This window comes from Niveispirillum lacus, assembly GCF_002251795.1.
In the GTDB taxonomy this organism is placed as follows: Bacteria; Pseudomonadota; Alphaproteobacteria; order Azospirillales; family Azospirillaceae; genus Niveispirillum; species Niveispirillum lacus.
This window is the reverse complement of sequence record NZ_NOXU01000030.1, coordinates 345204-369508: the sequence shown is the minus strand read 5'-3', so window position 1 is coordinate 369508 and position 24305 is coordinate 345204. Positions and strand designations below refer to the sequence as shown.

The following is a 24305-nucleotide window of genomic DNA, read 5'->3' as shown; positions in this document are numbered from 1 at the left end:
TGAGATCCTGGCATCGCATCGGATTGCGCTGCCGCAGGTACCACGCAAGAATAACCACATCCCGCCAGTCGGCATCAGGCCCATTGGCGCGCAATTCAGCCTCAGCCACATCGCTTGGCAAGCCGAAATAGTCAATCGGAATGCCAGAAACAGAGTCGCGCACAGATCAGGTACCCCGATATCTCACGTTCTGGGCACTTCCACCCTCTGGCCTCATCAGCCGAGCCATCTAGCCTTTACCGCGCAGGATGGCGCGGGAACAAGTCTAACCTGTTCCCGCGCCTACAGCTTTACTTATCTGTCACGTGTTGCTCAAGCACATCATGCTGCTCCATGGCATCATGCTGCTCCGTGACGTGTTGTTCCGTGACGTGTTGTTCCGTCTCGTGCTGCTCCGTGACGTGTTGTTCCGTGACGTGCTGTTCCGTCTCGTGCTGCTCCGTGACGTGCTGCTCTGCCTCGTGCTGCTCCGTCTCGTGCTGCTCCGTGACGTGCTGTTCCGCTTCGTGCTGCTCCGTCTCATGCTGCTCCGTGACGTGCTGTTCCGCCTCGTGCTGCTCCGTCTCGTGCTGCTCCGTGTCATGCTGGGCCGTGACGTGCTGCTCTGCCTCGTGCTGCTCCGTCTCGTGCTGCTCCGTGACGTGCTGTTCCGCCTCGTGCTGCTCCGTCTCGTGCTGCTCCGTGACGTGCTGTTCCGCCTCGTGCTGTTCCGTCTCATGCTGCTCGGCGTGAGAGGCACTGGTCGGCGTCACCAGAGGCGGAGTGTCCACAGGTTGCTGACCAACCGCGGTATGCTTCTGTCCGGCTGACAGAACCGGCGATTGAGCACCGGACGCATCGGACACAGCGCGGTCGATTTGCAATGCAACAGCGTGGAGGGCCGGGGCGCTGCGCTGTGCCAGCGCCGACTTTTCTTCGATCGTTAGGCCACTGAACAGACTGACATAGGTTTTGGAGTCACGTCGGTAGGCATCCGTGGCATCGGGATTGGTCGCCATTTGCGCCAGGACGCGGAAAAGCGCCTTGGACGGCATGCGTTCACGGCCCCCAAGCCCTTCACGATCCAGTCGGGCAATCGCGTCCAACTCGAACAGACCATAGTCACCGGTACGGCTCGGCGGCAGGGCATCACCGGGACGGGTGGAGGAACTGGCGGGCAATCCCATACCCAGCTTCTCCGCCATCTCCTGATCCAGCGGCAGAATGTCCTTCGGCGGCAGATAGAAGGTGCAGGCGGAATGCACAGAGGCGCGTACGGCCGGATCACGGTAGGCCTTCAGCGGCCGGCGCACGATCTGGCTCTCCATACCGGGGAAGGTAGCGCCAACATAATGGTAGGAGGGGTGGTTCTCACCATACAGCTCAATCAGGCGCTCAAACAGAATGGCGCGCTTGTTGTTCTTGAAACCCTTGACCGAATAATAGCTGTCACCGACAGAACCCACCTGGAGAAGGACGACATGGCTGGAAGTGACGACCGGCCGGTTGCGCAGAAGCATGTCGCTGGCTTCCAGGATCTGGCAGCCACTCACCGCCGGATCAATGCGCAGGTCGGCAAACAGATAGTCGGTGGAGGAAATGCCAGGCAGCATCTCCGTACGATGGCCTTCCTTGCGCGCGATATTCAGGGCGCGGCGGGCCGGTGACACAAAGAAACCCGGATGTCCATAGAACACAGCGGTCACGCGCTTGCCTTCGCGTACGGCCCGCAGGATAATCTCCGCCATCTGCACATAGGTGACCAGGCGACGCTTATCCTCGCCATAATGCAGGGCAAGATTATAAGCGTCTGGATTCAGATCGCGGATAAAACTGGCGGTGACACCATCCGGCACAGCAAAAAACACCGCATCAGCATCGCGGATATGGCCGATGGCTTCCTGCGTGAAGTGCGAAATCGAACGAATACCAGTGCCAACCACGGTCAGGCTGCCGTGCGTCTGGCCGGCGACAAGCGGCTTGGACACATCAATGGAATTGGGCATCGTCTTTGTTCCCCCTGGATGCGAAGATCAAGCTGAGATTGATTTCCAAACGGGCTACGCCGAAGGCGCCATGACCCTAACGCATTCGAGGCATGAATGCATTCCGTAAAATTAGAGAGAGCCAATTCGATCTACATCTCTGGCTTGTTGCGGGTCATGGGACCGGGCGGCGCGGTGGTGCCGGGAAAGGGGCTGTAGGAAAAATGCAAAACAGCGGCAGCCCCGCACCACCGTGCCCGATTTGTCCGGTCTTGGTGGTCCTGGCCGGTGGGCAGGCACAGCGGATGGGCGGCGGCGACAAAGGACTGCGTCTGCTGGCAGGGACACCCATCCTGCACCATGTACTGGCGCGGGCGCGGCATTGGACGGATCTGGTCTTGCTGTCCGCCCTTGGCGATCCGGGCCGTTTCCACAATGTGGACGGGCTTGCCTTCATTCCGGTTCTGGCGGATGGCGTGCCCGATCAGCCAGGACCGCTGGCCGGTATTCTGGCCGCCATGGAATGGACAGCCGAACAGGCGCCGGAACGAACCCATGTCCTGAGCGTACCCTGCGACACGCCTTTTCTGCCCGCCGAACTGGGGCCGATGCTGTCGGCGAAAGCTGGGAACGGTATTGCCATGGCCCAGGGACCGGATGGGCAGCGGCAACCGACCGTTGCTCTTTGGCCCGTCGCCCTGCGCCATGACCTACGCCACGCGCTGGTGACCGTGGGGCTGCGCCGGGTCGGAGAATTCGCCGCTCGCCACGAACTGACCTTGGTCCCCTTCCCAGCCGGGTCTGGCGGCGTCGATCCGTTTTTCAATATCAACGACCCGGCAGACCTGGACCGGGCCGAACAACTCATTCGTACCGCAAGGCCTTGATCGGCTTTTCCACCGCAACACGGGCCGCTTGCCCCGCGACGGTGACCCAGGCGATCAGCAACGCCCCGCCCCCAGCCGCCAGAAACAGCAACGGGTTCAGGTCGATCCGATACGCAAATCCTTCCAGCCAGCGGCTTAGCCCATACCAAGCGACCGGCCAAGCGATCAGGTTGGCCAGCAGCACCGGCCTTGAGAATTGCCAGACCAGCAGGCGCACCAAATCCGCAACAGAAGCGCCCAGCACCTTACGGATACCGATCTCCTTTGTCCGGCGTTCGGCGGTGAAACTGGCGAGGCCAAACAGGCCCAGACAGGCAATGATTACGGCCAGACCCGCAAAGGCCGCGAACAATTGCCCCTGGCGAACATCCAGCGCATAGAGCTGTTCGATCCGCTCATCCAGGAACTGCCGACGCACCGGCACTTCCGGCACAAGTTCTTTCCACAGACTGTCGATGCGGTTCAGCACGGCGGGAACGGTATCGGGCCGGACCCGTACCATCAAGGTTCCGGTGGCGTCGGGCGCAGCCTGATAAACCGTGGCCACAGTGCGGTCCCGCGCGCTGCGATATTGCAGATCTTCCACCACGCCGACAACGGTCAGGGTCACATCGCCGCCATCATCGGGATACAGCAAGGTGCGGCCCAGGGCCGAGGATGCATCCCCCCAGCCCAGTTGCCGCACCGCCGTCAATGACAGGACGGTCGCGGCTGTTCGCCCCTGTATCACCTTTCCGTCAGCCGCAGAGAGCACGGCATCGGTTCCATAATTTTCGTCAAATGTCCGGCCGGCCAGCAAGCGGGCACCCAGCACCTCGAAATATCCAAAATCAACCAGATCGGTGCGGATGGTGATGGCGGCCCCTTGGCCGTCATCGGTGCGGCGATAAGTGCTGGTGGTTTCCGACGTATCGGACGGAACCCAAGGCGCGCCGGCCACGGCCACCACGCCGGGATCGGCCGCCAACCGCTGCTTCAGCATCTGCATGCGGGGCAGCGCTGCCGGATTATCCATACCGCGCAACAGGACGACATTGTCCTTGTCAAAACCCAGACGCTGCGAACTGGCATAACGGGTCTGTTGTAACACCACAAACGTACCAACAGTCAGGGCGATGGCCACGGCAAACTGCACGACCACCAGGATGGCCCGCAGCCGGCCAGCCCCGGCACCGCCCTTACTGCTGCCCCGCAATATGTGCGCAGGCCGGAAACCCGACAGAACAAGGGCTGGATAGAACCCGCCCAGCACCCCCAGGCCGAAAGACAGGCCGGTTGCGATGACCACCATGCTCGCCAGACTGCGATAGTCGGGTTCAATGGCCATGGACATCATGTCCTGGAAGGTTGGCAGCAAGATCTCCACCAGCGCCACCGCAATCAGCCCCGCGATGAAGGTCAGCAGCACGCTCTCCGCCAGAAATTGCAGCACCAGTAATGCGCGTGACGCCCCCAGCGTTTTGCGCATTGCCACCTCCCGCGCCCGCGTGGTGGCCCGCGCCGTCGCCAGATTGACGAAGTTGATGCCGGCTATGCCCAGAATGAGGAAGGCCAGGGCCAGCAGGCCGGAAATCATCGCCATGCTGGTGCCTTCATCGGCATTCAACGGCGCAGTATGGATATCCCGCACCGGCTGCAGGGTCAGGATGGTGCGATCGCCGTTGCGTTCATACTCGGCCGCAGCAGGATTGTTACGGCGCAGGAAATCGGGCAAAGCCGCCTCGATCCGCCTGGCATCGGCACCCGGCGCCAGCCGGACATAGGTGTCGATCCAGTTCCACCCCCATTGATCGCGTGTCCGGTCGATTGACTGCAACGGGGTGGAAAGTGCGATCAGTGCCTCCGGGCGATGCGTGACATTGAGGGGCGGGTTCTCAATCACCCCGGTCACCCGCAGCACCACTCCGGACCCCAGTTCGACCGTCCGGTCCAAGACATTGCTGGTGCCGAACAGTTTCTCGGCAGTCGCGAGGGTGAGAACAGTCGTATTGGGCTGGGCCAGCGCCGTGGCCGGATCACCCGCCAGGAAATGCCAATCAAAAATGCTGAAATAATCCGGGTCAACGGCAGTGAACAACTGATAGAGGCTGTCACCACCTCGCCGCACCACCTCACGCACGCGGGCCGCCCGCACCGCCTGCACGATTTCGGGGAAATCCTGTGTCAAGGCGGGGCCGACCGGCATGGAAATGGCGGCTGTCGCCTCTGGCGCCCGATCATTGATGATCATGGTCCGGTTGACACGCCAGACATCATCAATTTGGGTAAACCGCTCATTGTAGGACAGTTCATGGCGGACAAAGACCATGATCAACAGCGCCGCCGCCAGACCCACGGCCAAACCCACCACGTTAATCGCGGTATAGAGCTTATGGCGCATGAGGTTGCGCACCGCCACCAGTATCCAGTTCCGCAGCATGGCCCCTCTCCCCTATTCATACCGCAAGGCGCGGACGGGCGTTTCCGCCGCCACCCGTGCCGCATGACCCGCAACGGTACCCCAGGCAATGACCAGAGCCGCCAGACTGACACCAATAAAGACCAATGGGTTGAGAGAAATTCTGCTAGCGAACCCCTCCAGCCACAGGCTGACGCTATACCAAGCTAGCGGCCAAGCAATGAGATTGGCCAGCAGCACCGGCCTTGAGAATTGCCAGACCAGCAGACGGACAATGTCCGGCACGCTGGCCCCCAGCACCTTGCGGATGCCGATCTCCTTGGTCCGCTGCTCCGCCGTGAACGCCGCCAGACCGTATAGGCCCATGCAGGCGATGATCACGGCCAGACCGGCGAAGGTGGCGATGACCTTGCCGTGGCGGGCGTCGGCGGCATAAAGACGGTCAATGTTCTCATCCAGGAAGGAGCGGCGGATTGGCTGGTTTGGCGCCATCCGGCTCCAAAGCTCGTCAATAGCCGACAGCGTGGCGCGTTGGTCACCCGGCGCCAGCCGAACCAGCGTCGTACCCCGCTGCATCAGATCGATCGTGAAGATCGTTGCATCCAGATCGCCACGCGCGCTGCCGAACCGGATATCCTCCACCACGCCGACGACAGTCAGGACCTGGCCGGTCGGATTGCCATCAAGGGCTGGGCGTCGGATCACCAGGCCGAGCGCATCTTCTGGCCGCGACACACCAAGTATGGGCAGGGCTGCGCGCGAGACGAGCACATTCGCTTGCGGTCGATCCGCTCCCTCGTTATCGGCACGCAGAATGTCGGTGGCGTACGCAGGATCGAAGGTCCGGCCAGCCAGCAGAGGCACACCCAGTGTCTTCATATAGCCGAAATCCACCGGCTCCACCCGCATGGTCGCAGGCGCGATGCGGCCAGGTACGATATAGACCGAACTCGACCGTGATCCATCAGCCGGGGCCCAGGCCGACATGGCCACCGAAAGCACACCCGGAAGACGGGCCAATGCGTCCAACCTTGCATCAGCCACCGGCTCCGTGCTGTTGCCCAGCGCACCCCATATCACCAGAACATTCTCCCGGTCGAAGCCCAGGCGTTCGGTGGCGGCGAAACGGGTCTGGATCAGCACGAACAGCGCACCGATCGCCAGAGTGATGGCAATGGCGAACTGCATCACCACCAACGCTGATCGCAGCTTGCCGCCTATCCCCATGGCCCCGCGCACCCCTTCGGACGCACCGACACGTGACAGGATCAGGGCCGGGTAAAGACCGGCGATCAGCCCGAGCAGGGGCGGCAGCAGCAATAGCGACACCAGAAGCACCGGGTCTGCGAACGGATCGATAAAGCCCACAACCTGGAGGGCGGCCAACACCACTGGCAGCAGCAGTTCCGTTGCCGCCAACGCCACAATGCCGGCGACTAAACTGAGCATCACAGATTCCAGAAGGAACTGTGCCACAAGCCCGCCGCGCCGGGCGCCCAACGTCTTGCGCACGCCGATTTCACGCAGGCGCAGGCTGGCCCGCGCCGTTGTCAAGTTCACGAAATTGATGCCGGCAATCAACAGCACCAGAATGCCGATCAGGGCCAGTCCGCGCACAACTTCTATCGGCGTTCCAGGCTCCCCGGCGACGGGATCGGTGCGGATATCGGTCAGGGGCTGCAATGACAGGGTAAAGCTGTAGCGCCCATTGGCATCGTCGGGGGATACGTAGTCGGGGACCGATGCGGCCAGCAGCGCACTGAACCGCGCCTCCACAGCCGCCGGATCGGTGCCCGGTCGCAGCAGCAGATAAGTCTGAAGCCAGGAATTGTTCCAGGAAAACTCCCGCCGTCGAAAATCACGGTCACCAGCATCGCTCAGGCTGGTCGCTATGTTGGTCAGAACGCTCGCCTGGAAGCGTGAATTGACCGGCGGGTCCTCCATCACGCCCGTGATACGCAGGACGCGACCGCTATCCAGTGTCAGGGTCCGGCCCAGGGCTTCGTCACTGCCGAAGAATTTGGCAGCGGTGCTTCTAGCGATCACCGCATCACCTGGCTGTGCCAGGGCCAGAGATGGATCGCCCTTCAGAAAGACAATGTCGAAGATGCGCGCATAGGACGGGTCGACGCGCAGCATACCCTCCTGAAACGGCTGCCCGCCATGGATGATCATGGCTAAGGAAGGGATCAGCCGCACCGTGTCCTCCACCTCCGGCAAGGTGGCAAGAGCCGGCGCTACGGGGAGAGCCGTGACGTTGCTGCGCAAACGCGGCATATCCGCGAACTGGTCCGTGCGGTTGACGCGCACGATACGGTCGGCCTTGGCATGGAAGCTATCGAAGCCGGTTTCAAAGCGCACCTGCACCGCGATCATCATGCAGGCTGACAGCCCAATGGCCAAACCCACCACGTTAATCGCGGTGTAGAGCTTGTGCCGCAGCAATTGCCGCCAAGCGATCAGAAGCCAGTTCCGCAGCATGGCCCCTCTCCCCGTTGATATCTACTCGTACCGCAAGGCCGTGATGGGCCGGGACCGGGCGACACGGGCGGCGTGCAGGCCCACTGTCAGCCAGGCGATCACAAGGGCAACCAAACCCGCGCCCATAAACAGCAACGGATTCAGATCAATCCGGTAAGTGAAGTCCGACAGCCAGCGGTCCATACACACCCACGCCACCGGCCAGGCAATCAGGTTGGCGACCAGAACCGGTTTGGAAAATTGCCAGACCAGCAGACGGACAATGTCCGGGACACTGGCGCCCAGCACCTTGCGCAAGCCGATCTCCTTGGTCCGGCGTTCGGCCGTGAAGCTGGCCAACCCATAAAGCCCCAGGCAGGAAATGAAGATCGCAAGCGCCGAGAAGGTGGCGAACATCTGGGAAGTTTTCTGTTCGCGCTGATATTGGTTGGCGATGTTGACATCGAAGAAACTGCGCTGGATCGGCCGGTCAGGGACCAGTTCGGCCCAGACACGGTCGATCTTGTCCACCACTGCCTGCAGGTGCCCAGCCTTGGCCCGCACAGCCATGGCATGGTGACGGGTTTCGTCGCTGATATACATGACGGGCCGGATCGGTTCATGAACAGAGCGATAGTGGAAATCCGCCACCACCCCGATGATGGTGCCCAACAGATAGCTGACCGGGCCATCCATGATTTTCACCTGCTGGCCCAGGGCTGCTGCCGGTCCCTCGAACCCCAGCGCCTTAACCGCGCTTTCATTCAAGATGACACCTGCCGGCAGGAAGAGTTCGGTGGTCCCCTCTGGCGGCGGGCGGTTCTCCGTCATCCAGTCAGGGCGCTGCACCAGATCTGCGGCACGGTCGCGGTCAAAGGATCGGCCGGCGACCATCTGCATGCCCAGCGCCTCGAAAAAGCCGGGGCTGACACTGTCCTGCCGCATCAGCAGATCATCAGGGGCACCACCGGTCAGGCGCTTGATCAGGGTATTGTTCTCTCCGGCGTCACCAGGGATATGGCCGGACAGCCCAATGCCAACGACACCCGGGTCCTGACGCAGCATGTCAATGAAGGTCTGCGTCTTCTCCCGGACCCCATCATCGCGGAAATGACCAATGATCAGGGTATTGTCCGTGTTGTATCCCAGGTTTTTATGCTGGGCATAGATGAACTGGCCATACACGACTGAGGTCGCCACCATCAGCGCAATGGAGATGGCGAACTGCACCACCACCAGCGTGGTGCGCAGCCGACCCGAACCGCCCGTGGTGCCAGCGCCGGCACTTTTCATCGTGTAGGCCGGATTGAAGGAGGATAGCAGGAAGGCCGGATAGGCCCCCCCGCCAATACCGACCAACAGCACAAGGCCCAGCAGCATCGGCAGCAGCAGCGGGTCCTGCTGCACATCCAGCGACAGTTCCTTACCCAAAAAGTCACTGAAGGCCGGCAAAGCCAATTCCACCAGGGCCAGGGACAGCAACAGGGCAAAAACGGTCATCAGTACGCTTTCGCCAAGAAACTGTGCCACCAACTGGGCCCGGCTGGCGCCCACCACCTTGCGCACGCTGACTTCCCGCGCGCGCTGGGTGGCGCGGGCCGTTGCCAGATTCATGAAATTGATACAGGCAATGATCAGGATCAGAAAGGCGACTGCCGTAAAGGTGGTCAGTTCCGTCTGGCTGATCCCCGGCGTGATGTCGCCTGCCAAAGGATGGGTATGGATATCCGTCAGGGGACGCAGATCGGGATAGACCAGTTCCGCCAGATCGATGGGTCCTTGTGGGGTCTGCAACGGGGTGACGGTCCGTTTCACCCAATCGCGCATGCCGGCCCGCAGCGCTTCGACACTGGCGCCCGGCTTCAGCCGGATGAAGGTTGCCCCGTTCGAGTTACCCCAGTGCTTCTCCTGTTCCAGCATCCAGGCGGAGACGGGCGAATGCTGTGGCAGCAGAAGGTCAAAATCCAGACTGGTATTGGGCGGCAGATTGGCCAGCACCGCTGTTACCTTCAACGCATGCTTACGGTCCACCGTCACAACCTGACCCAGCGCCGGGGCATCGCCGAAATATTTACGGGCCATTTCTTCGGTCATGACGATGGATGACGGATCGGTCAGCGCTGTCGCCGCATCGCCTGCAATCAGACGGAAATCAAACATGGAGAGAAAATTGGGATCAACCGTGACCGTCCATTCATAAAATTGCCGGTCGCCAGTGGATAAAATGGACCGTCCCTGGGTGAAACGGGTGAAATCCTGGACCTCCGGATGGGCATTCTTGAAGGCGGGGCCGAAGCCCATCTGGCTATAGGCAGCGCGTTCCGGCTTGCGACCCGGCACCCGCCATTCCAGGGTCACCTGATAGAGGCGGTCGGCATCCGTAAAGAAACGGTCGTAACCCGTCTCATGGCGCACGAACAACAGGATCAGGAGGCAGGCGGACAGACCGACTGCCAAACCGGACAGATTAAGGACAGCGTGCAGCCGGTGGCGCAGCAGCGTGCGCAAGGCCACCATGATCCAGTTGCGAAGCATCTCATCCCCCCTTCGCGAAACACGCCCCCGTGCTTAAAACGCGGGATGGTTCGGCATGGTCCGGTCCCCACAGGACCATGCCGAACCGTTTCCAATCATTCGTACCGAAGCGCCGTCACCGGCTTGGCCTGGGCCACCCGGGCCGCATGCAGACCCACGGTCGCCCAGGCGATCAGCAGGGCCAGCCCGCCCGCCGCAACAAACAGCAGCGGATTGAGGCCAATCCGGAACGTGAAGCCGTTCAGCCACAAGTCCATGAAGTACCAGGCCACAGGCCAGGCAATGAGGTTGGCGATCAGAACAGGCTTGCTGAACTGCCAGACCAGCAGGCGCACAATGTCCAGGACACTGGCACCCAGCACCTTGCGCAGGCCAATTTCCTTGGTCCGGCGTTCAGCCGTAAAGCTGGCCAAGCCGAACAGACCCAGACAGGCGATCAGGATCGCGAGGCCGGAGAAGGTGGCGAACATCTGCGAGGTCTTGGCTTCGCGGATATATTGCGACTGGATACGGTCGTCCAGGAACTCCCGGTTCAGCGGGCGGTTCGGGAACATGTCGCGCCAGACCCGCTCAATATCCCGCAGGGTGGCCTGCACATCACCTGGCTTTACCCGGACCAGCACGTCGGAGAACCGGTCCCGGTCAATGAAAAACATCGCCGGCGGGATGGGGTCATGGATCGACCGGAAATGGAAATCCGCTACGACCCCGATAATGGTGAGCTTGTTGGTGCCATCATCATCGGCCGGTGCCTCGAACTGTTTGCCAATTGCCTCTTCATTGCTGGCAAAGCCCAGACGTTTGACCGCCGCTTCGTTGAGGATGACGGAACCGGGATAGGTGGGGGCAGCGCTACCACCGGCCGGCGCCTCGGCCGGGTCGGCCAGGGGCGGCAATTGGTCGGCCGGACGGTTACGGTCAAAGTCCCGGCCAGCGACCATGCGCAGGCCCAGCGCCTTCACAAAGTCCCAATCAACCCCACTTTGGCGCAGCACCAGCATCTGGTTGGGATCGGTGCCAGGCAGCCGGACATTGGTGTTGTTTTCACTGCCATCACCGGGCGTGCTGTTGCTGCCCGCCACGGCAACCACACCATCCAGTTTGGCCAAGGCTTCCACCAGCGTCTCCTGCCGGGCCCGGTCCGCGCTGCGCGCGAAGCCGCGAACGACCAGGGTGTTTTCTTTCTCAAACCCCAGATTCTTGTTCTGGGCATAAAGGAGTTGGCCATAGACAACAGCCGTCGCCACCATCAGAGCGATGGAGATGGCGAACTGCACCACCACCAGGGCCATGCGCAGACGGCCAGAACCACCGCCCACACCCGATGAGGCCCCTTTCAACACCCGGGCCGGGTTAAAGGAGGACAGGAAGAACGCCGGATAGGCACCCCCTGCCACCCCCACCACAAGAGCCAGACCGATCAGGGCCGGCCCGAGAAGCGGATCCGTGAACAGGTTGAAGGTCAACTTCTTGTCCAGGAAGGCCGAATAGGCCGGCAGGGCCAGCTCGACCAGGGCAATGGACAGAACAAGGCCGATCAGGGTCAGCAGCAACGACTCTCCAATAAACTGCAAGATGATCTGGCTGCGGGACGCACCCACAACCTTGCGCACACTGACCTCCCGCGCCCGCTGGGTGGCGCGCGCCGTGGCCAAGTTCATGAAATTGATCGACGCGATGGCCAGAACCAGGGCTGCCACGGCCGCGAAGGTGATGATCTCCGCGTAGGACGTGGCGGGCCGCATGGAAGACATGACCGGGTCGGTATGAATATCCTTCAGGTTACGCAGGCGGGGCGTAAAAATCTCCCCCAGCACGACATTGCCGGTGGGGGAATTCAACGTCGGGGCGGCCGTCTTGAACCAGGCGGGCATGCGATCACTGAGCGCCTTACCATCCGTCCCCGGTTTCAACCGCACATAGGTTTCGCAGCAGACACCGCCCCAGTTGGATTCCAGCGGGCGCATGACCTGAGCCACCGCCGCATAGGGGCGGATGATTTCGAGGTCGAAATGGGTGTTGGAGGGCATGTCCTGAATGACGCCCGTAACCTTGGCAGGACCGGACCCGTCAATATCCAGTGTCTGGCCCAAAGCCTCCGCGTCCTTGAAATATTTCCGCGCCATGCTTTCGGTCAGGACAATGCTGTTCGGCTCGTCCAGGGCGGTCAGACGATCGCCACGCAGGAACTGAAAATCAAACATCCGGAAAAAGTCGGGATCAACGGCGCGGGCGGACTCCGAAAAACTCTCCCCCGCATGTTTGATGACGATACTGCTCTGCACCACACGGGCTGCCATTTCCACCTCCGGCAGCCCTTCCTTCATTGCGGCGGCCAAGGGCAGCATGGAGACGGCGAAATGATCGACCTGACGTCCTGGCAATTGCGCCTTGAAGGCCACCTGATAAAGGCGGTCGCTGTCGGTGAAGAAACGGTCGTAGGAGGTTTCATTACGCACAAACAGCAAGATCAGCACACAGGTCGCCAGACCAACCGCCAGACCCGTGACATTGATTGCCGAATAGAGCTTGTGTTTAAGGAGGTTGCGCAAGGCAACCATCAGATAGTTCTTCAACATGGCAGATCCCCCCGGATGCCGTGGGTGACACCGATCAGGCAGCGCGCAGGTTTTCGGCCACAACCTGGCCGTCAAACAGATTGATGATGCGCGTTGCGTACTGAGCGTGCGGCATGGAGTGGGTGACCATGACGATGGTGGTGCCTTCGGCGTTCAAGTCGGTCAGCATGCGCATGACCTCGTCACCATTCGCGCTGTCCAGATTGCCGGTCGGTTCATCGGCCAGCAACATTTTCGGTTTGGCAACCACGGCACGCGCGATCGCCACACGCTGCTGCTGACCCCCGGACAGTTGCTGCGGCAGATGGCTCTCACGATGGCCGATATTCACCTTCTCCAGGGCCGCCTTCACCCGTTCCTTGCGTTCACGCGCCGGGATATCATGGTACAGCAAGGCCAGTTCGACATTCTCGAACACAGTCAGCTCGTCGATCAGGTTGAAGCTCTGGAAGATAAAACCGATATTTTTCTTGCGGATATCGGCCAGCTTACGCTCCCCATATTTCGACACTTCTTCGCCGTTGAACCAATATTGACCGCTGGTAGGCGTATCCAGCATGCCCACGATATTCAGCAAGGAGGACTTGCCACAGCCCGACGGGCCCATGATGGCGACGAATTCGCCATCACGGACATGGATGTTCACCGAATTCAGCGCCGTGGTTTCCACTTCTTCGGTGCGGTAAGCCTTGACCAGATCGACCAGCTTCAACATTCCCTTGTTCCTTCCTGTAAGATATCGTTGTCCTTGTACTGCCGGGGGCCGCCAATGAGCGGCTCTGGCTTGCGCGCCCTGCGGCGCGGTCCACCCGCCGGCGGGTTCCGGCGGTCATTTTTTGACCACCGGCCCTCTTCCTTCTGTTAATTCAACTGGATACGGTCCATGCGGATCATGTCGCCATAAGCCGAGGTGACGACCCGCTCGCCCTTGTCCAGACCGCTTTTGACTTCAATGACCTGGGCATTGCGCCGGCCAAGCTGGACATTGCGCTTGGTGGCGTATCTGCCGTCAGGACCGACGACAAACAGCCACGCTCCGCCCGTATCCTGATAAAAGGCGCCGTTGGGGATCAGCAGCGCCGTGGTGGTATCGCCCAGCTTCAGCCGCAGTTGCAGGCTCTGGCCGGGACGGATGTCCTTGGGTGCCTCCCCGGCAAATTCCAGTTCGACCCGGAACTGACCATCGCGAACCTGCGGGAAAATCTTGGCGACGCGCAGGACATAGGTGTCTGTCCCCATGGCGACTTCTGCCGTCTGCCCCGTGGCGAGGCGTGGCAGATAGAATTCATCGACCTGGGCCACCACCTTGAAGCCGTCCATGCGGTCGATCCGGCCCAATCGTTCACCGCGTGTCTTGTTCTGGCCCACCTCGGCCTCAAGCGAGGTTAACTGCCCATCGACCGGGGCCTTGACGATAAGATTGTCCAGGTTGCGGCGGGCAAACTCCAGGTTCTCCTGTAGCTTGCTGGTGCTTTCTTTCAGTTTGTCATACTGCTCTCCGCGCAGACGATCGGTGACGTTCTGCGTTTCTTTCAGCACCTCGCGGCGGCGAAGCAGATATTCATATTCATCCTGTGTCTCATCGAACTGCGCCTGGCTGATGGCTTTGGTTTTGATCAGTTCGGCCCGGCGGTCCAGGGTGCGCTTCAACTGCACCAGCCTATACTCCACCTCCACCAGACTTTGCCGGTTGTTCAGGCGGGTCACTTCCAGGTTCAGTTCCACCGTGCGCAACTGGTTCAACTGTTCAATCACCTGTGCTTCGCGGCTGATCACCTCCAGCTGCAGGTCGGTGTTGGTCAGTTCCAGCAGCGGCTGACCGGCCTTCACGAACTGCCCAGCTTCGGCAAAGCGGCGCTCCACCCGTCCTCCTTCAACACTGTCCAGGAAGATACTGGTCAACGGCTCCACAGACCCGCGCACGGGGATAAAATCTTCGAACTGGCCCTGAGAAACACTGGAGACGATCAGCCGATCCTCGGCCACACGTACCGTCTGCCCCCCCGTTCCGCCCAGCGCCAGGTAAAGTCCACCCGCCCCGACCAACAGGGCGATGGCGGCACCGGCAATTGCCTTCTGGTGCTTCTGAAAACCTGTTTTTTCGATCCGGCGATCCATCGCCATGGTGCCACTCCCCTCACCCGAAATTCATTGCCGCATCAGAGCAACCGGCCAAGCCAACTGATGGCGACCACCAGCACAAGGGCGGCCAGCCACAGGTCCGGGTTGACGCTGAGCAGCGCATCCTCGATCCGATCCATCAGCGCTGTCTCATCGCTGATCCTGTCGATCTGCCCCTGCATCCGGTCCATGGTCTGCTCCCCACAGGCTGCTGGCTCTGTTCTTCGACCATGGTTTCGCAATCGGCATGCCAGAGACCATCCCATTGATTTAAATATATATTTCCGGCCCGGAACCTTGTTCGGAAACGGACAGTGTCCGATTTCGGACAGCTACTTTCACAACAAGCGAACACTGGACGATCTAAGACTTTTTAGGTAAATCTATGAGGTTAATGTCTGAGGGAAAAAATCCTGACGACGTTGGCATCGACGGCAGGTGACTTGCCGCCGATTGGGGAAACGTCGGCCAAAGGGCGGGCATCGGGTATGCAGGACATGTCGGTCAATATGCCGGCATCCTTGCGCAGCACGACATCGATGCTGCGAACCCTTTCTGCTGGCCAAAGTGATGCGCTCAAGCGGTTGGCCACGGGGCAGAAAATCAGCGCCCCCCTCGACGGTCCGACCCAGTATTTCAAAGCCCGCGATCTTCAGCAGCGCGCCAACGATCTTGATGCCCTGAAATCCGGGATCGCGCAGGGCATTTCCACCCTGCAAGCAGCCAGCGCCGGTGTCAGTTCCGTCAAGGCGTTGATGGATCAGGCGCGAGGCCTGACCAGCGTCGCCCTGTCAACCCTGGATAATACCCCGCTGGCCATCACCGCCCGCCAGCAACTGGCCGACCAGTTCAACACGATCCTGGCAAAGATCGGCGATATTGTTGGCGACAGCGGTTACGGCGGTAAGAACCTGCTGCGCGCCCAGCCCGCGACATTTTCCGCCACAGACGAAACCATCCGCGATGCCAGCCAGATCACGGGTATCACCAAGGTCGAGATGACCGGTGTGATCGGCCAGGATGACTACCGTATCGAGGTTGACGGCAATGGTGAGATCACGGGCGCTGCCGACGATATCGTCGCGGCCGAGGACGCACTTGGGCTGGCCCAATTGACCGTTGGCGGCATCAATGCCCTCAATGGCGGCCGGATGGACGATATCCGCTTCGAACTGTACGGCACCCCAGGGCGTGATGCCCGCCTGGTGGTGCTGGATGGCGATGAAACCTGGACCACCAGCCTGAGCCAAGTGCAACTGACCGCCGCAGCGGACAGCGGTCAGAAGATTGAGCTAAGCCACAGTTTCCGGTCCGGCGCCCAGATCGACCTGCTGATCGACGGCAACAGCATGAAACAGGCGCTCCAGGCGTCCGGTGTGGTCAAGGCGCAGGTGCAACGGGATATCGATCTTGAAATCCGGGTGACGAATAATGAGGGCATCACCATTTCCCGCGATGCCCGCACCCAGGATCAGTCCACTCGCCTGCGCGCCGGCGAAAACAGTTTCCGTTTCGACGATGGGACCGTCCGCCTGACCATCGACCCGTCCCGCATCCAGGATGCCGCCGATGTCAGCAGCAATACCTATGGTGACCTGGGGGGACTGACCGATATCCTGAGACCCGGTTCTGTGCTGACCAAGGAGATGCCGGAGACCAGGGTCAGGGTGGGTGTAGAACGACTGGGTTTTGGTGCGGGAAACATCGCCTTGAACCAGTATACTCAGTTGGCCAACGCCAGCAGCGCCACCTGGTCCTACAGTGACATTTCGGGTGGTAACGGGGTGCTGGGCGGCAACAGGGCCGATGTCAGCCGGGCCGAGTTCGGTATCGACACGCAGGCCCTGCAAGGAATGAGCAGCAGCAACACCTTCATCTATAACCGTGATCCCGGTGGGGGGGGGCTGACCACCGTCGCCGATGGCGACTGGGACAATGGTGAATTCCTGAACCCCTATGTCACCGGATGGCGCGCAAATGCTGAGCTTCAGGTGACCTATGGTGCGTTGGTCAACGGCAACCGGACGGTGTCCATCAATGATGGGCTGGGTGGCAGTTTCAACGGCACCCTGACAGACAGGGGCAATGGTCAGCCCAGTGTCGTGCGGATCTCCGGTGGCGTTAACAACGGCGCCACCATCGGTTTGTTCCATAAGGATGGCAGTGCCGGCCAGCGGACAATCTTTATCCTTCCTGGTCAGGATTCATGGGTCACCGCCGACGATGCGGACAGCTTGTCGCGGCTGGACTTGCAGGACATGTCGCAATGGAACGGGTTTCAGACCGATGCAGCCATCAACGTGTCCATTGGCGGCGCCGACAGTGCCGGGCTGGGTCTGCGCAGCCTGACCATCACCCAGACGGCGATTGATACGGGCCAGACATCACAGGAGAGTGTGACGATCAGTAATGGCGCATTCAACAATCTGTTTTATGTCCTGACCACTGGTCCCAATGCCGGCGCCAATATCCGTTTCGACGGACCCGCCAGCGCCACAGACCTGAATTTCCGTGTTGCCGCCATGGGTAAAACGCTGCAACAGGCGCCCACCGTGGTGGTCCGCAGTCAGGCCGATGGCGAAACAGCCACCATTTCCACGCGGCAGGTCAGCGTGGCGACAACGGAAAATGACCTCACTGTCAACCTGAATGCCAATGGCAGCAGCCGGCTGGAGATCAAGGCGGTGAATGTCGATGCCGGACCACTGGGCCTTGGCATTGACAATGCAGCCAATGGCTGGCGTGACCGCAGTGATGTCGCGGTTGCTATCCAGGATCTGACGCGGGCCGATAGCCGGCTGGAGGGCGCGTTACGCAGCCTGCAGGTCAATGCCGACCTTCTGCGCGCACGCGATAATTTCACGTCCGAATTTGCGGTTGTGCTGCGCAGCGGTGCCGAAAATCTGGTCGCCGCCGACGAAAAGCTCGAAGCCGCCAAGGTTCTGACAGCCAATGTCCGCACGCAGTTGGCCGGCACCATGCTCAGCCTGATGGTGCAGCAGCAGCAGCGAATCCTGGGCCTGTTCTGATCGGGACGGGGAAGGTCTTAATCCAGCCCATGATCGGGACGGGCCGGCACCGGCCAGGGGTCACCCCGGTCGGACAGTCGGCATTCAATGGCCCCACCTTCCAACCGGATATCCGCACCGCCCGACAGGCGCAGCAACAGGGCGCCTTCCGACGGTTCCAGTGCCAGCAAGGACAGGAAAGCGCCGCGTTGGCGTAGGTCAACCCCCCGCCGGCGCACGGCGGTCACACCGGAAAAATGGACCGCACAATTGATGCGTGTGGCGGCTTCTGCGCCATCATCCGGGGTGGGGCCATCCTCGGGCGCCCTGCCCTCCCACTGGAATCGGCTGGCCAGCATCACAAACTGCTGGGCATCGGGCAAAAAGGCCATGTCAGCGATAGGGATGATCGCATCCTGCAACAGAGCGGAAACCACCCGTAAATCCTCTATATCCACAGCCCGCAGCCGCACCACGCCGGTCATTTCATCCCCCCCGCCTGTTCCGGCCGACAAAGTACGAAGATGGAGAGCACTTGCCAAGGGCAAGCCCTTGCTACGGGTCACGGCTTTTGTCAGAATCCCTTCCATCGCCGGCCACCCATGCGCACGGACGATATTGGCCGTGCTGGCGACGGGGGCGGGATATTGGTAGTTTCCCGCGCATGTTCGGGCGTGCGGCCCGGATGCCCCTTTCATCGCCCGTCAGGACCCGATCCCATGAAGTTCTTCGTCGATACCGCCGATCTCGCCGAAATCCGCGACCTTGCCGATACCGGCCTGTTGGATGGCGTCACCACCAACCCGTCGCTGGTCGCCAAGGCCGGCCGTAATTTCGTGGAACTGATCGCTGAGATCTGCGACGTCGTTGAAGGCCCGGTCAGCGCCGAAGTGGCCGCTACCGATTTCGACACGATGCTGAAGGAAGGCCGTTATCTGGCCCAGATCGCCCCGAACGTGGCGGTCAAAGTGCCGCTGACACCGGCGGGCCTGAAGGTCTGTCGCACCCTGGCCAATGAAGGCACCATGGTGAATGTGACCCTGTGCTTCTCCGCAGCCCAGGCCATCCTGGCCGCCAAGGCCGGTGCCGCCTTCATCTCTCCCTTTGTGGGCCGTCTGGATGATATCGGGCAGAATGGCCTGAACCTGATCCAGGAAATCGTTGAGATCTATGCCAATTACCCGGCCTTCACCACCGAGGTGCTGGTGGCATCGGTCCGCAACCCGATCCATGTGGTGGAGTCGGCCCGCATGGGGGCACATGTCGCCACCATGCCGCCCAGCGTCATCCGTCAGTTGGGCAACCATGTGTTGACTGATAAAGGTCTGGCCACCTTCGTTTCCGACTGGGCCAAGACCGGTCAATCCATTCTGGATCAGCCGCTGCCCAAGAAGGGCTGATCCCCGTTCAGGCTGACCAACAATAAAAAGAAAGGCCGCCCATGACCACCGGACCCGGACAGATCACCACCAACCCGATGGATGAGCTGACGGCGGAGGATGTGGCGGCCTTTCTGCTTGAACACCCCGATTTCCTGGCACGACGGCCCGACCTACTGCGCCATCTTCTGCCGCCCAGCGGGCCGGAGCGCGGCCAGGGCATTGTCGATCTTCGCGAACGTATCCTGGAGAAACTGCGGGGTGAGGTCGGGCGCCTGTCTGATCAGCAGCAGCTTCTGGTCGACACGACCCGCGCCAACATGATGAATCTGCGGCGTGTCCATGCTGCGGTCCTGCATCTTCTGTCCTGTCGTGGATTGGAAGCCATGGTGCAGGCGATCACATCCGATCTGGCCGTTCTTCTGGACCTGGACGCCGCGACACTGGTGGTGGAACAGCCGTCCGGTCCGGTGGCCATGATCGGCCCCGCCGGACTGGGCATGGCCCATCCCGGTACCATCCACCGCGCCATGGGCCGTGCGGATGTGGCCTTGCAGTCCGACATTCTGGGGTCGGTGGAATTATGGGGACATCAGGCAGGTCTGATCCGCAGCCAGGCGCTGGTGCGCCTGCGTCTGGGTGACGGAGAGGAAATGTCGCCGGCCCTGCTGGCCTTCGGGTCTGCCGATGCCGAAATGTTCCATCCGGGCCAAGCCACGGATCTGCTGCTGTTCCTGGCCGGCGTGGTCGAACGGGTCATCGCCGCCTATCTGGACCCGGTCTGGTGACCAGCGCCCTTGGCTTTGCGGCGCAAGCCGATCTTTTGAACGCGGTTGAGGCGTGGCAGCGCTGGCTGACCACCGAAAAGGGTGCCTCGCCTGCCACGATCCGTGCCTACGCTCATGATCTGGCGGGGTTTCTCAGCTTTATTGCGGATTATCGTGAACGGCGGCCCGGTCTCAACGACCTGTCATCCCTGACGCTGACCGAATTGCGGGCCTGGCTGTCGGGACGGGCACGCGATGGGGCAACGGCGGCCACACGCGCCCGCGCCATCGCCGGGGTGCGCAACCTGTTCCGGTGGCTGGACCGCCAGGGCATTGTGCATAATCCACATATCGGCGTGCTCAAGGCTCCAAAACTGAAACCGCCGATCCCGCGGCCCCTGACAGCACCCGATGCCGCCACCCTTCTGGATGAAGCAGCCGCGCTGCCGGAAGCAGCCTGGATTGGTTTGCGCGACCGGGCGCTGTTCACCCTGCTCTATGGCTGTGGCCTGCGCATTTCCGAAGCGCTGGCCCTGAACCGCAATGACCTGCCACCCGGATCGGCCACAGTGCGGGTGCTGGGCAAAGGGTCGAAGCAACGGCAGGTGCCGGTGCTGCCCGCCATACATGCTGCTCTTGACGCCTATCAAGCAGCCTGTCCCTTGCCGGCAACGCCCGAAACACCCTTGTTTGTCGGGGCACGGGGTGACCGGCTGAACCCGTCGGTGGCCCGACGGCAGATGCAAGTGCTGCGTCAACAAATGGGCCTCCCGGATAGCGCCACCCCGCACGCGCTTCGCCATAGCTTTGCCACCCATCTGCTGGGCGGTGGGGCGGACCTGCGCGCCATTCAGGATCTGCTGGGCCATAGCAGCCTGTCGACCACCCAGCGCTATACCGATGTCGATACAGAGCAGATGATGGCGGTTTATGAAAAGGCCCATCCGCGGGCGCAGAAATAACCAGCAGGGGCCGGCGCCAAGGGGCTGACAAATGTTCAGCCGGAAGTGGGCGGCTGGCACAAGCAACAAAAGCCCTGCCCTTGGTCGATTACTTGTCCACCGCCGCATAAATCCATCATGATTGTCCGGGAACCTCCGGAAAGTTCTGCATCCCCGGTTTCTGCATGCAGATGGCGCATAACATTGGGAAGTGTGTGTTTCCACATCTCCATGCCGCATCACCGGAGCGGAGACGGTCGTTGTCCACTAATACACTGATTTAAAAGAAAATCTTAACCGCGGGCTGCAGGTTTGGCATTTCCATTGGCATCAAACCGCCCATTTTTTAGGCAAAACCCGCAGACCCGCACCACGCCACGAACCGGCGCGGTTACCGACCCATTAGCCACAGACTTATCCACAGATTCTGGGGAGATCATGGGGCAATCGGGCGGCAGGTAGGCAGCGGCCCTTTTGCCCGATCGTCGGGGGCGCGGGACAGCGCAGTGCGCCGACACGCAGACAGCAATGGCCGGGAAACCGCCTGCCGCAAGGGAAGCGGATGATAGGTGGACGCTCCCGTTTCCACTACCGCGACATGGCCTGATCGGCGGTGGCAGCGGCATGGATGGCAGTGGTGTCGAACAGCGGAAGGTCGGTATCCTGGGGACGTGCCAGCATCGAAATCTCAGTACAACCCAGGATCACCGCCTAAGCGCCGCGCTGCTTCAGATCCCCGATGATGCTGATCCGTTGCATGCCGTCTGCCTCATGTCGTTTTGCGGTGACCAGAACCGGTGGGTTCTGATTACCGGCCCCTCTCACCATCATCCCGATCGGTTGGCTTGGCAGCGCCGCATCAGCGGGGCGGCGGCGGCGCTGTCTGACCAGGAGACACCCGTCCTGCTTGCGCAGACAGAGCGCCCGACGGCAATGCGGATCTTGTCCTGAAGACAAGCCTATACCCCACTCCGGTGCGTGGACCGCATCGCAGTGGGGTACAACGGCGATGGAAGCAATGCGTTACAGGGCAGTGCTGGCGATTGATGCCCGGTGATCAGTCGCAATCATCGGGCCTTGGCATCAGTCCAGGTCCATCTTCAAGGTCAGGGGCTGGTCGGTGACCTCCACCTTGGCATCGTCGAAGGCCGGCGGACCCATATGGCCCTTGGCATCGCGGCTCACGGCCCAGGGCTCGCTGGGGGCGCCATACATGCCGCGATCCAGCTTGGCATTGCCATTCATGTCCTGAAATGCCGTGGCGGCATAGGTGCCGGGCGGCACGTTCTTAAACAGCACCGTCACGGTGTCATCCTTGGCGGCCAGACGGTCACCCACAGCACAGCGTTGCAGGAATTCCGCCTGGGTGCAGAGCTGAACATACACCATCCGGCCATCGGCTTCTGCGTCGCTGATCTGGATGGTGACATCACCGGCGTGGGCTGCGGGCGACAGGATAGCGAAGGCCAAAAGGATGAATGCAATGGCGCGCATGGCAGGAACTCTCCCGAAAAATGGTGGATGAAGGCTACATCCACCGGGAGAGGGGCCGGATAAAGGCTGGCTTCGTGCAACAAACCGGTCGCTTCGTGAAGCGATTTCACGAAGCGCCAAACGGCATGTTCACGCCGCGCGCGGCAGGGCCGCCGGTTCCAGCATCAATGTCAAGGCGGTGCCACCACGATCCATGGCTTCCAGCGCCAGGGAAAAGGCGTCGGCGGGTGCCAAGTGAAAATCGCACTGCACTTCGCTGCCATCAAAGCGGGTCAGGGCCGACAGGCGGCCGGCGATCCGCAGCATACGATGGTTGTCGCCCAGGCAATAAAGCGCGATCCCCCGGATCGCGCGGTTACGGGCCATAGTGAAAGCACGACGGACCAGGACACCGCCCAGTCCCTTGTTCTGCCAGTCCCCCTCGATGGAAATGGCCAGTTCGGCGCGATCAGAGGCAATGAGCAGTTCTACTGCACCGCGCACCTCTCCCTGGCAGAGAGCGGCCAGGATGATGGACCGGGACCAGTCGATCCGGCCAACATGCGCGCATACCGCTGCATCGCTCAACCCGCCCATAAAACGCGCACGGCGGTCAGCAGCAGAAAGGCGCAGCAAGTGGGCAGCGTAACGGTCGGCTTCGGTGGGCAGCAGGGGACGGAACACAGTCATCAGGACAACCTCGGGCAAACAGGCACATGACACACCCCTCCGGTGTCCCCTTCCCCGAGAACTGCCCCGCGATACCTTGCCGCCGGATCATTGTGCGCCGCAATATAGCGCCGGGGGTCGGGGCTGTGAAGATTTGGGCAGCCATGCCGGAAACGCAGTACGGACGGGTGTAACACCAACATCATTGCATCCTCGCCCGCCCCCGCTATCCTGAGACCCGACATCGGCGATAGGCGGATATCATGAGCATCTGGGGCAAGGTCATTGGCGGCGCGGCTGGTTTTGCCATGGGGGGGCCGTTGGGCGCGCTGCTGGGCGCGCTGGCCGGTCACGCCGTGGATGGATATCGCACGACGGAACAGACCCCACGCGGTGCAGATGATCAGGGCCGTCCCGATCAGACGCAAACAATTGCCTTCACCGTCGGGGTGATCGTCCTGTCCGCCAAGATGGCCAAAGCTGATGGGGTCGTCCACCGGGTGGAAATCGATGCGTTCAAGCGGATTTTTCATGTCCCGGACCATGAATTGCGCAATGTTGGCCGTCTGTTCGATGCGGCCAAACGCGATAGCGCCGGTTTCGAATCCTATGCCAGACAGTTGGCGCAGATGTTTCAGGACCGGCCCGAGGTTCTGGAAGAGTTGCTGGCCGGGCTGTTCCACATCGCGGTTGCCGACGACATTGTGCATCTGGCCGAGCTCAACTTTCTGCGCCGGGTGGCAGAGATTTTCGGATTCCCACCGGACGAGTTTGAACAGGTCTGGCGTCAGCACGGGACGCGGGTAGAGGGAGAGAGCGCACCCGCCGATGATCCTTATGCCATTCTGGGCGTATCGCCCGATGCCGACATGGCGACGATCAAATCCGCCTATCGCAAGCTGGTACGCGAAAACCATCCCGATGCGTTGATCGCCAAGGGATTGCCGCAGGAATTCATTGATCTGGCGCAGGAAAAAATGTCGGCCCTGAACGCCGCCTATGAGCGGATCGAAAAGGAACGACGCGGCTAAGGTGTGAGCGCGTTCACCGCCGCCATGCACGTATAAAAAGGGCCGCCATCCTGATCGGATCGCGGCCCCGTTTGTCGTTGTTGTGAACGCGGA

At 61.3% G+C, this 24305-nt stretch carries 17 protein-coding genes; 6 read left to right on the top strand and 11 right to left on the bottom strand.

Going from position 1 to position 24305, the window contains the following annotated elements; genetic code table 11:
- Window positions 1-290 precede the first annotated feature (290 nt).
- Window positions 291-1985 carry an SAM-dependent methyltransferase gene (locus CHU95_RS14615; protein WP_094457052.1) on the bottom strand — a complete coding sequence of 565 codons (1695 nt, stop codon included), beginning with the start codon at window positions 1983-1985 and terminating at the stop codon, window positions 291-293.
- 203 nt (window positions 1986-2188) lie between these two features.
- On the opposite strand from CHU95_RS14615, the gene mobA reads away from it, so the two are divergent.
- Complete coding sequence (mobA, locus tag CHU95_RS14610) at window positions 2189-2851, top strand: molybdenum cofactor guanylyltransferase MobA (protein ID WP_094457051.1); 663 nt, start codon at window positions 2189-2191, stop codon at window positions 2849-2851.
- Here the strand turns inward: mobA and CHU95_RS14605 are convergent.
- The 7 genes from CHU95_RS14605 to CHU95_RS22505 form a co-directional block, all read right to left on the bottom strand.
- Window positions 2829-5270: an ABC transporter permease gene (locus CHU95_RS14605; protein WP_094457050.1), complete on the bottom strand. Its 2442-nt coding sequence runs from the start codon at window positions 5268-5270 to the stop codon at window positions 2829-2831. The two genes, mobA and CHU95_RS14605, sit on opposite strands and share 23 nt — an antisense overlap.
- A 12-nt stretch (window positions 5271-5282) precedes the next feature.
- On the bottom strand, window positions 5283-7730 hold the full coding sequence (locus tag CHU95_RS14600; protein WP_094457049.1) for an ABC transporter permease: 2448 nt from the start codon (window positions 7728-7730) through the stop codon (window positions 5283-5285).
- Window positions 7731-7751: 21 nt separating this feature from the next.
- Window positions 7752-10244 carry an ABC transporter permease gene (locus tag CHU95_RS14595; RefSeq protein ID WP_094457048.1) on the bottom strand — a complete coding sequence of 831 codons (2493 nt, stop codon included), beginning with the start codon at window positions 10242-10244 and terminating at the stop codon, window positions 7752-7754.
- 95 nt (window positions 10245-10339) lie between these two features.
- The gene (locus CHU95_RS14590; protein WP_094457047.1) at window positions 10340-12823 is read right to left on the bottom strand and encodes an ABC transporter permease; all 2484 of its coding nucleotides are present in this window, start codon (window positions 12821-12823) and stop codon (window positions 10340-10342) included.
- Between the two features lie 34 nt (window positions 12824-12857).
- Window positions 12858-13538 (bottom strand): ABC transporter ATP-binding protein, encoded by a 681-nt coding sequence (locus tag CHU95_RS14585; protein WP_094457046.1) that lies wholly within the window; start codon window positions 13536-13538, stop codon window positions 12858-12860.
- Between the two features lie 146 nt (window positions 13539-13684).
- Window positions 13685-14947 (bottom strand): efflux RND transporter periplasmic adaptor subunit, encoded by a 1263-nt coding sequence (locus CHU95_RS14580; RefSeq protein ID WP_094457045.1) that lies wholly within the window; start codon window positions 14945-14947, stop codon window positions 13685-13687.
- Between the two features lie 35 nt (window positions 14948-14982).
- Window positions 14983-15135: a hypothetical protein gene (locus tag CHU95_RS22505; RefSeq protein ID WP_165772180.1), complete on the bottom strand. Its 153-nt coding sequence runs from the start codon at window positions 15133-15135 to the stop codon at window positions 14983-14985.
- A gap of 306 nt (window positions 15136-15441) precedes the next feature.
- Here CHU95_RS22505 and CHU95_RS14575 point away from each other — a divergent pair, with 306 nt between their 5' ends.
- Window positions 15442-17973 (top strand): flagellin, encoded by a 2532-nt coding sequence (locus tag CHU95_RS14575; RefSeq protein WP_165772179.1) that lies wholly within the window; start codon window positions 15442-15444, stop codon window positions 17971-17973.
- A gap of 17 nt (window positions 17974-17990) precedes the next feature.
- Here CHU95_RS14575 and CHU95_RS14570 read toward each other — a convergent pair whose 3' ends face one another.
- Complete coding sequence (locus CHU95_RS14570; RefSeq protein WP_094457043.1) at window positions 17991-18437, bottom strand: DUF2948 family protein; 447 nt, start codon at window positions 18435-18437, stop codon at window positions 17991-17993.
- A gap of 234 nt (window positions 18438-18671) precedes the next feature.
- On the opposite strand from CHU95_RS14570, the gene fsa reads away from it, so the two are divergent.
- Genes fsa through CHU95_RS14555 form a run of 3 tightly spaced genes read left to right on the top strand, consistent with a single transcriptional unit; the run spans window position 18672 to window position 21060 of the window.
- Window positions 18672-19352: a fructose-6-phosphate aldolase gene (gene fsa, locus CHU95_RS14565; RefSeq protein WP_094457042.1), complete on the top strand. Its 681-nt coding sequence runs from the start codon at window positions 18672-18674 to the stop codon at window positions 19350-19352.
- Window positions 19353-19393: 41 nt separating this feature from the next.
- Window positions 19394-20119 carry a DUF484 family protein gene (locus CHU95_RS14560; RefSeq protein WP_245838260.1) on the top strand — a complete coding sequence of 242 codons (726 nt, stop codon included), beginning with the start codon at window positions 19394-19396 and terminating at the stop codon, window positions 20117-20119.
- On the top strand, window positions 20116-21060 hold the full coding sequence (locus CHU95_RS14555) for a tyrosine recombinase XerC (protein WP_342744742.1): 945 nt from the start codon (window positions 20116-20118) through the stop codon (window positions 21058-21060). Before CHU95_RS14560 ends, CHU95_RS14555 begins: the two co-directional genes overlap by 4 nt.
- A gap of 1062 nt (window positions 21061-22122) precedes the next feature.
- On the opposite strand, the gene CHU95_RS14545 is transcribed toward CHU95_RS14555, so the two are convergent.
- Window positions 22123-22533 (bottom strand): DUF2141 domain-containing protein, encoded by a 411-nt coding sequence (locus CHU95_RS14545; RefSeq protein WP_094457039.1) that lies wholly within the window; start codon window positions 22531-22533, stop codon window positions 22123-22125.
- A gap of 129 nt (window positions 22534-22662) precedes the next feature.
- The gene (locus CHU95_RS14540) at window positions 22663-23202 is read right to left on the bottom strand and encodes a GNAT family N-acetyltransferase (RefSeq protein ID WP_133065534.1); all 540 of its coding nucleotides are present in this window, start codon (window positions 23200-23202) and stop codon (window positions 22663-22665) included.
- 242 nt (window positions 23203-23444) lie between these two features.
- Between CHU95_RS14540 and CHU95_RS14535 the strand changes: the two genes are divergently transcribed.
- Window positions 23445-24212 carry a TerB family tellurite resistance protein gene (locus CHU95_RS14535; RefSeq protein WP_094457037.1) on the top strand — a complete coding sequence of 256 codons (768 nt, stop codon included), beginning with the start codon at window positions 23445-23447 and terminating at the stop codon, window positions 24210-24212.
- The last annotated feature ends 93 nt before the right edge of the window (window positions 24213-24305 follow it).

What these genes read in the sequence shown, in the direction of transcription:
- CHU95_RS14615 (WP_094457052.1), bottom strand. Translation starts at nt 1,985, where the DNA reads ATGCCCAATTCCATTGATGTGTCCAAGCCGCTTGTCGCCGGCCAGACG.
- mobA (WP_094457051.1), top strand. Translation starts at nt 2,189, where the DNA reads ATGCAAAACAGCGGCAGCCCCGCACCACCGTGCCCGATTTGTCCGGTC.
- CHU95_RS14605 (WP_094457050.1), bottom strand. Translation starts at nt 5,270, where the DNA reads ATGCTGCGGAACTGGATACTGGTGGCGGTGCGCAACCTCATGCGCCAT.
- CHU95_RS14600 (WP_094457049.1), bottom strand. Translation starts at nt 7,730, where the DNA reads ATGCTGCGGAACTGGCTTCTGATCGCTTGGCGGCAATTGCTGCGGCAC.
- CHU95_RS14595 (WP_094457048.1), bottom strand. Translation starts at nt 10,244, where the DNA reads ATGCTTCGCAACTGGATCATGGTGGCCTTGCGCACGCTGCTGCGCCAC.
- CHU95_RS14590 (WP_094457047.1), bottom strand. Translation starts at nt 12,823, where the DNA reads ATGTTGAAGAACTATCTGATGGTTGCCTTGCGCAACCTCCTTAAACAC.
- CHU95_RS14585 (WP_094457046.1), bottom strand. Translation starts at nt 13,538, where the DNA reads ATGTTGAAGCTGGTCGATCTGGTCAAGGCTTACCGCACCGAAGAAGTG.
- CHU95_RS14580 (WP_094457045.1), bottom strand. Translation starts at nt 14,947, where the DNA reads ATGGCGATGGATCGCCGGATCGAAAAAACAGGTTTTCAGAAGCACCAG.
- CHU95_RS22505 (WP_165772180.1), bottom strand. Translation starts at nt 15,135, where the DNA reads ATGGACCGGATGCAGGGGCAGATCGACAGGATCAGCGATGAGACAGCG.
- CHU95_RS14575 (WP_165772179.1), top strand. Translation starts at nt 15,442, where the DNA reads ATGTCGGTCAATATGCCGGCATCCTTGCGCAGCACGACATCGATGCTG.
- CHU95_RS14570 (WP_094457043.1), bottom strand. Translation starts at nt 18,437, where the DNA reads ATGACCGGCGTGGTGCGGCTGCGGGCTGTGGATATAGAGGATTTACGG.
- fsa (WP_094457042.1), top strand. Translation starts at nt 18,672, where the DNA reads ATGAAGTTCTTCGTCGATACCGCCGATCTCGCCGAAATCCGCGACCTT.
- CHU95_RS14560 (WP_245838260.1), top strand. Translation starts at nt 19,394, where the DNA reads ATGACCACCGGACCCGGACAGATCACCACCAACCCGATGGATGAGCTG.
- CHU95_RS14545 (WP_094457039.1), bottom strand. Translation starts at nt 22,533, where the DNA reads ATGCGCGCCATTGCATTCATCCTTTTGGCCTTCGCTATCCTGTCGCCC.
- CHU95_RS14540 (WP_133065534.1), bottom strand. Translation starts at nt 23,202, where the DNA reads ATGACTGTGTTCCGTCCCCTGCTGCCCACCGAAGCCGACCGTTACGCT.
- CHU95_RS14535 (WP_094457037.1), top strand. Translation starts at nt 23,445, where the DNA reads ATGAGCATCTGGGGCAAGGTCATTGGCGGCGCGGCTGGTTTTGCCATG.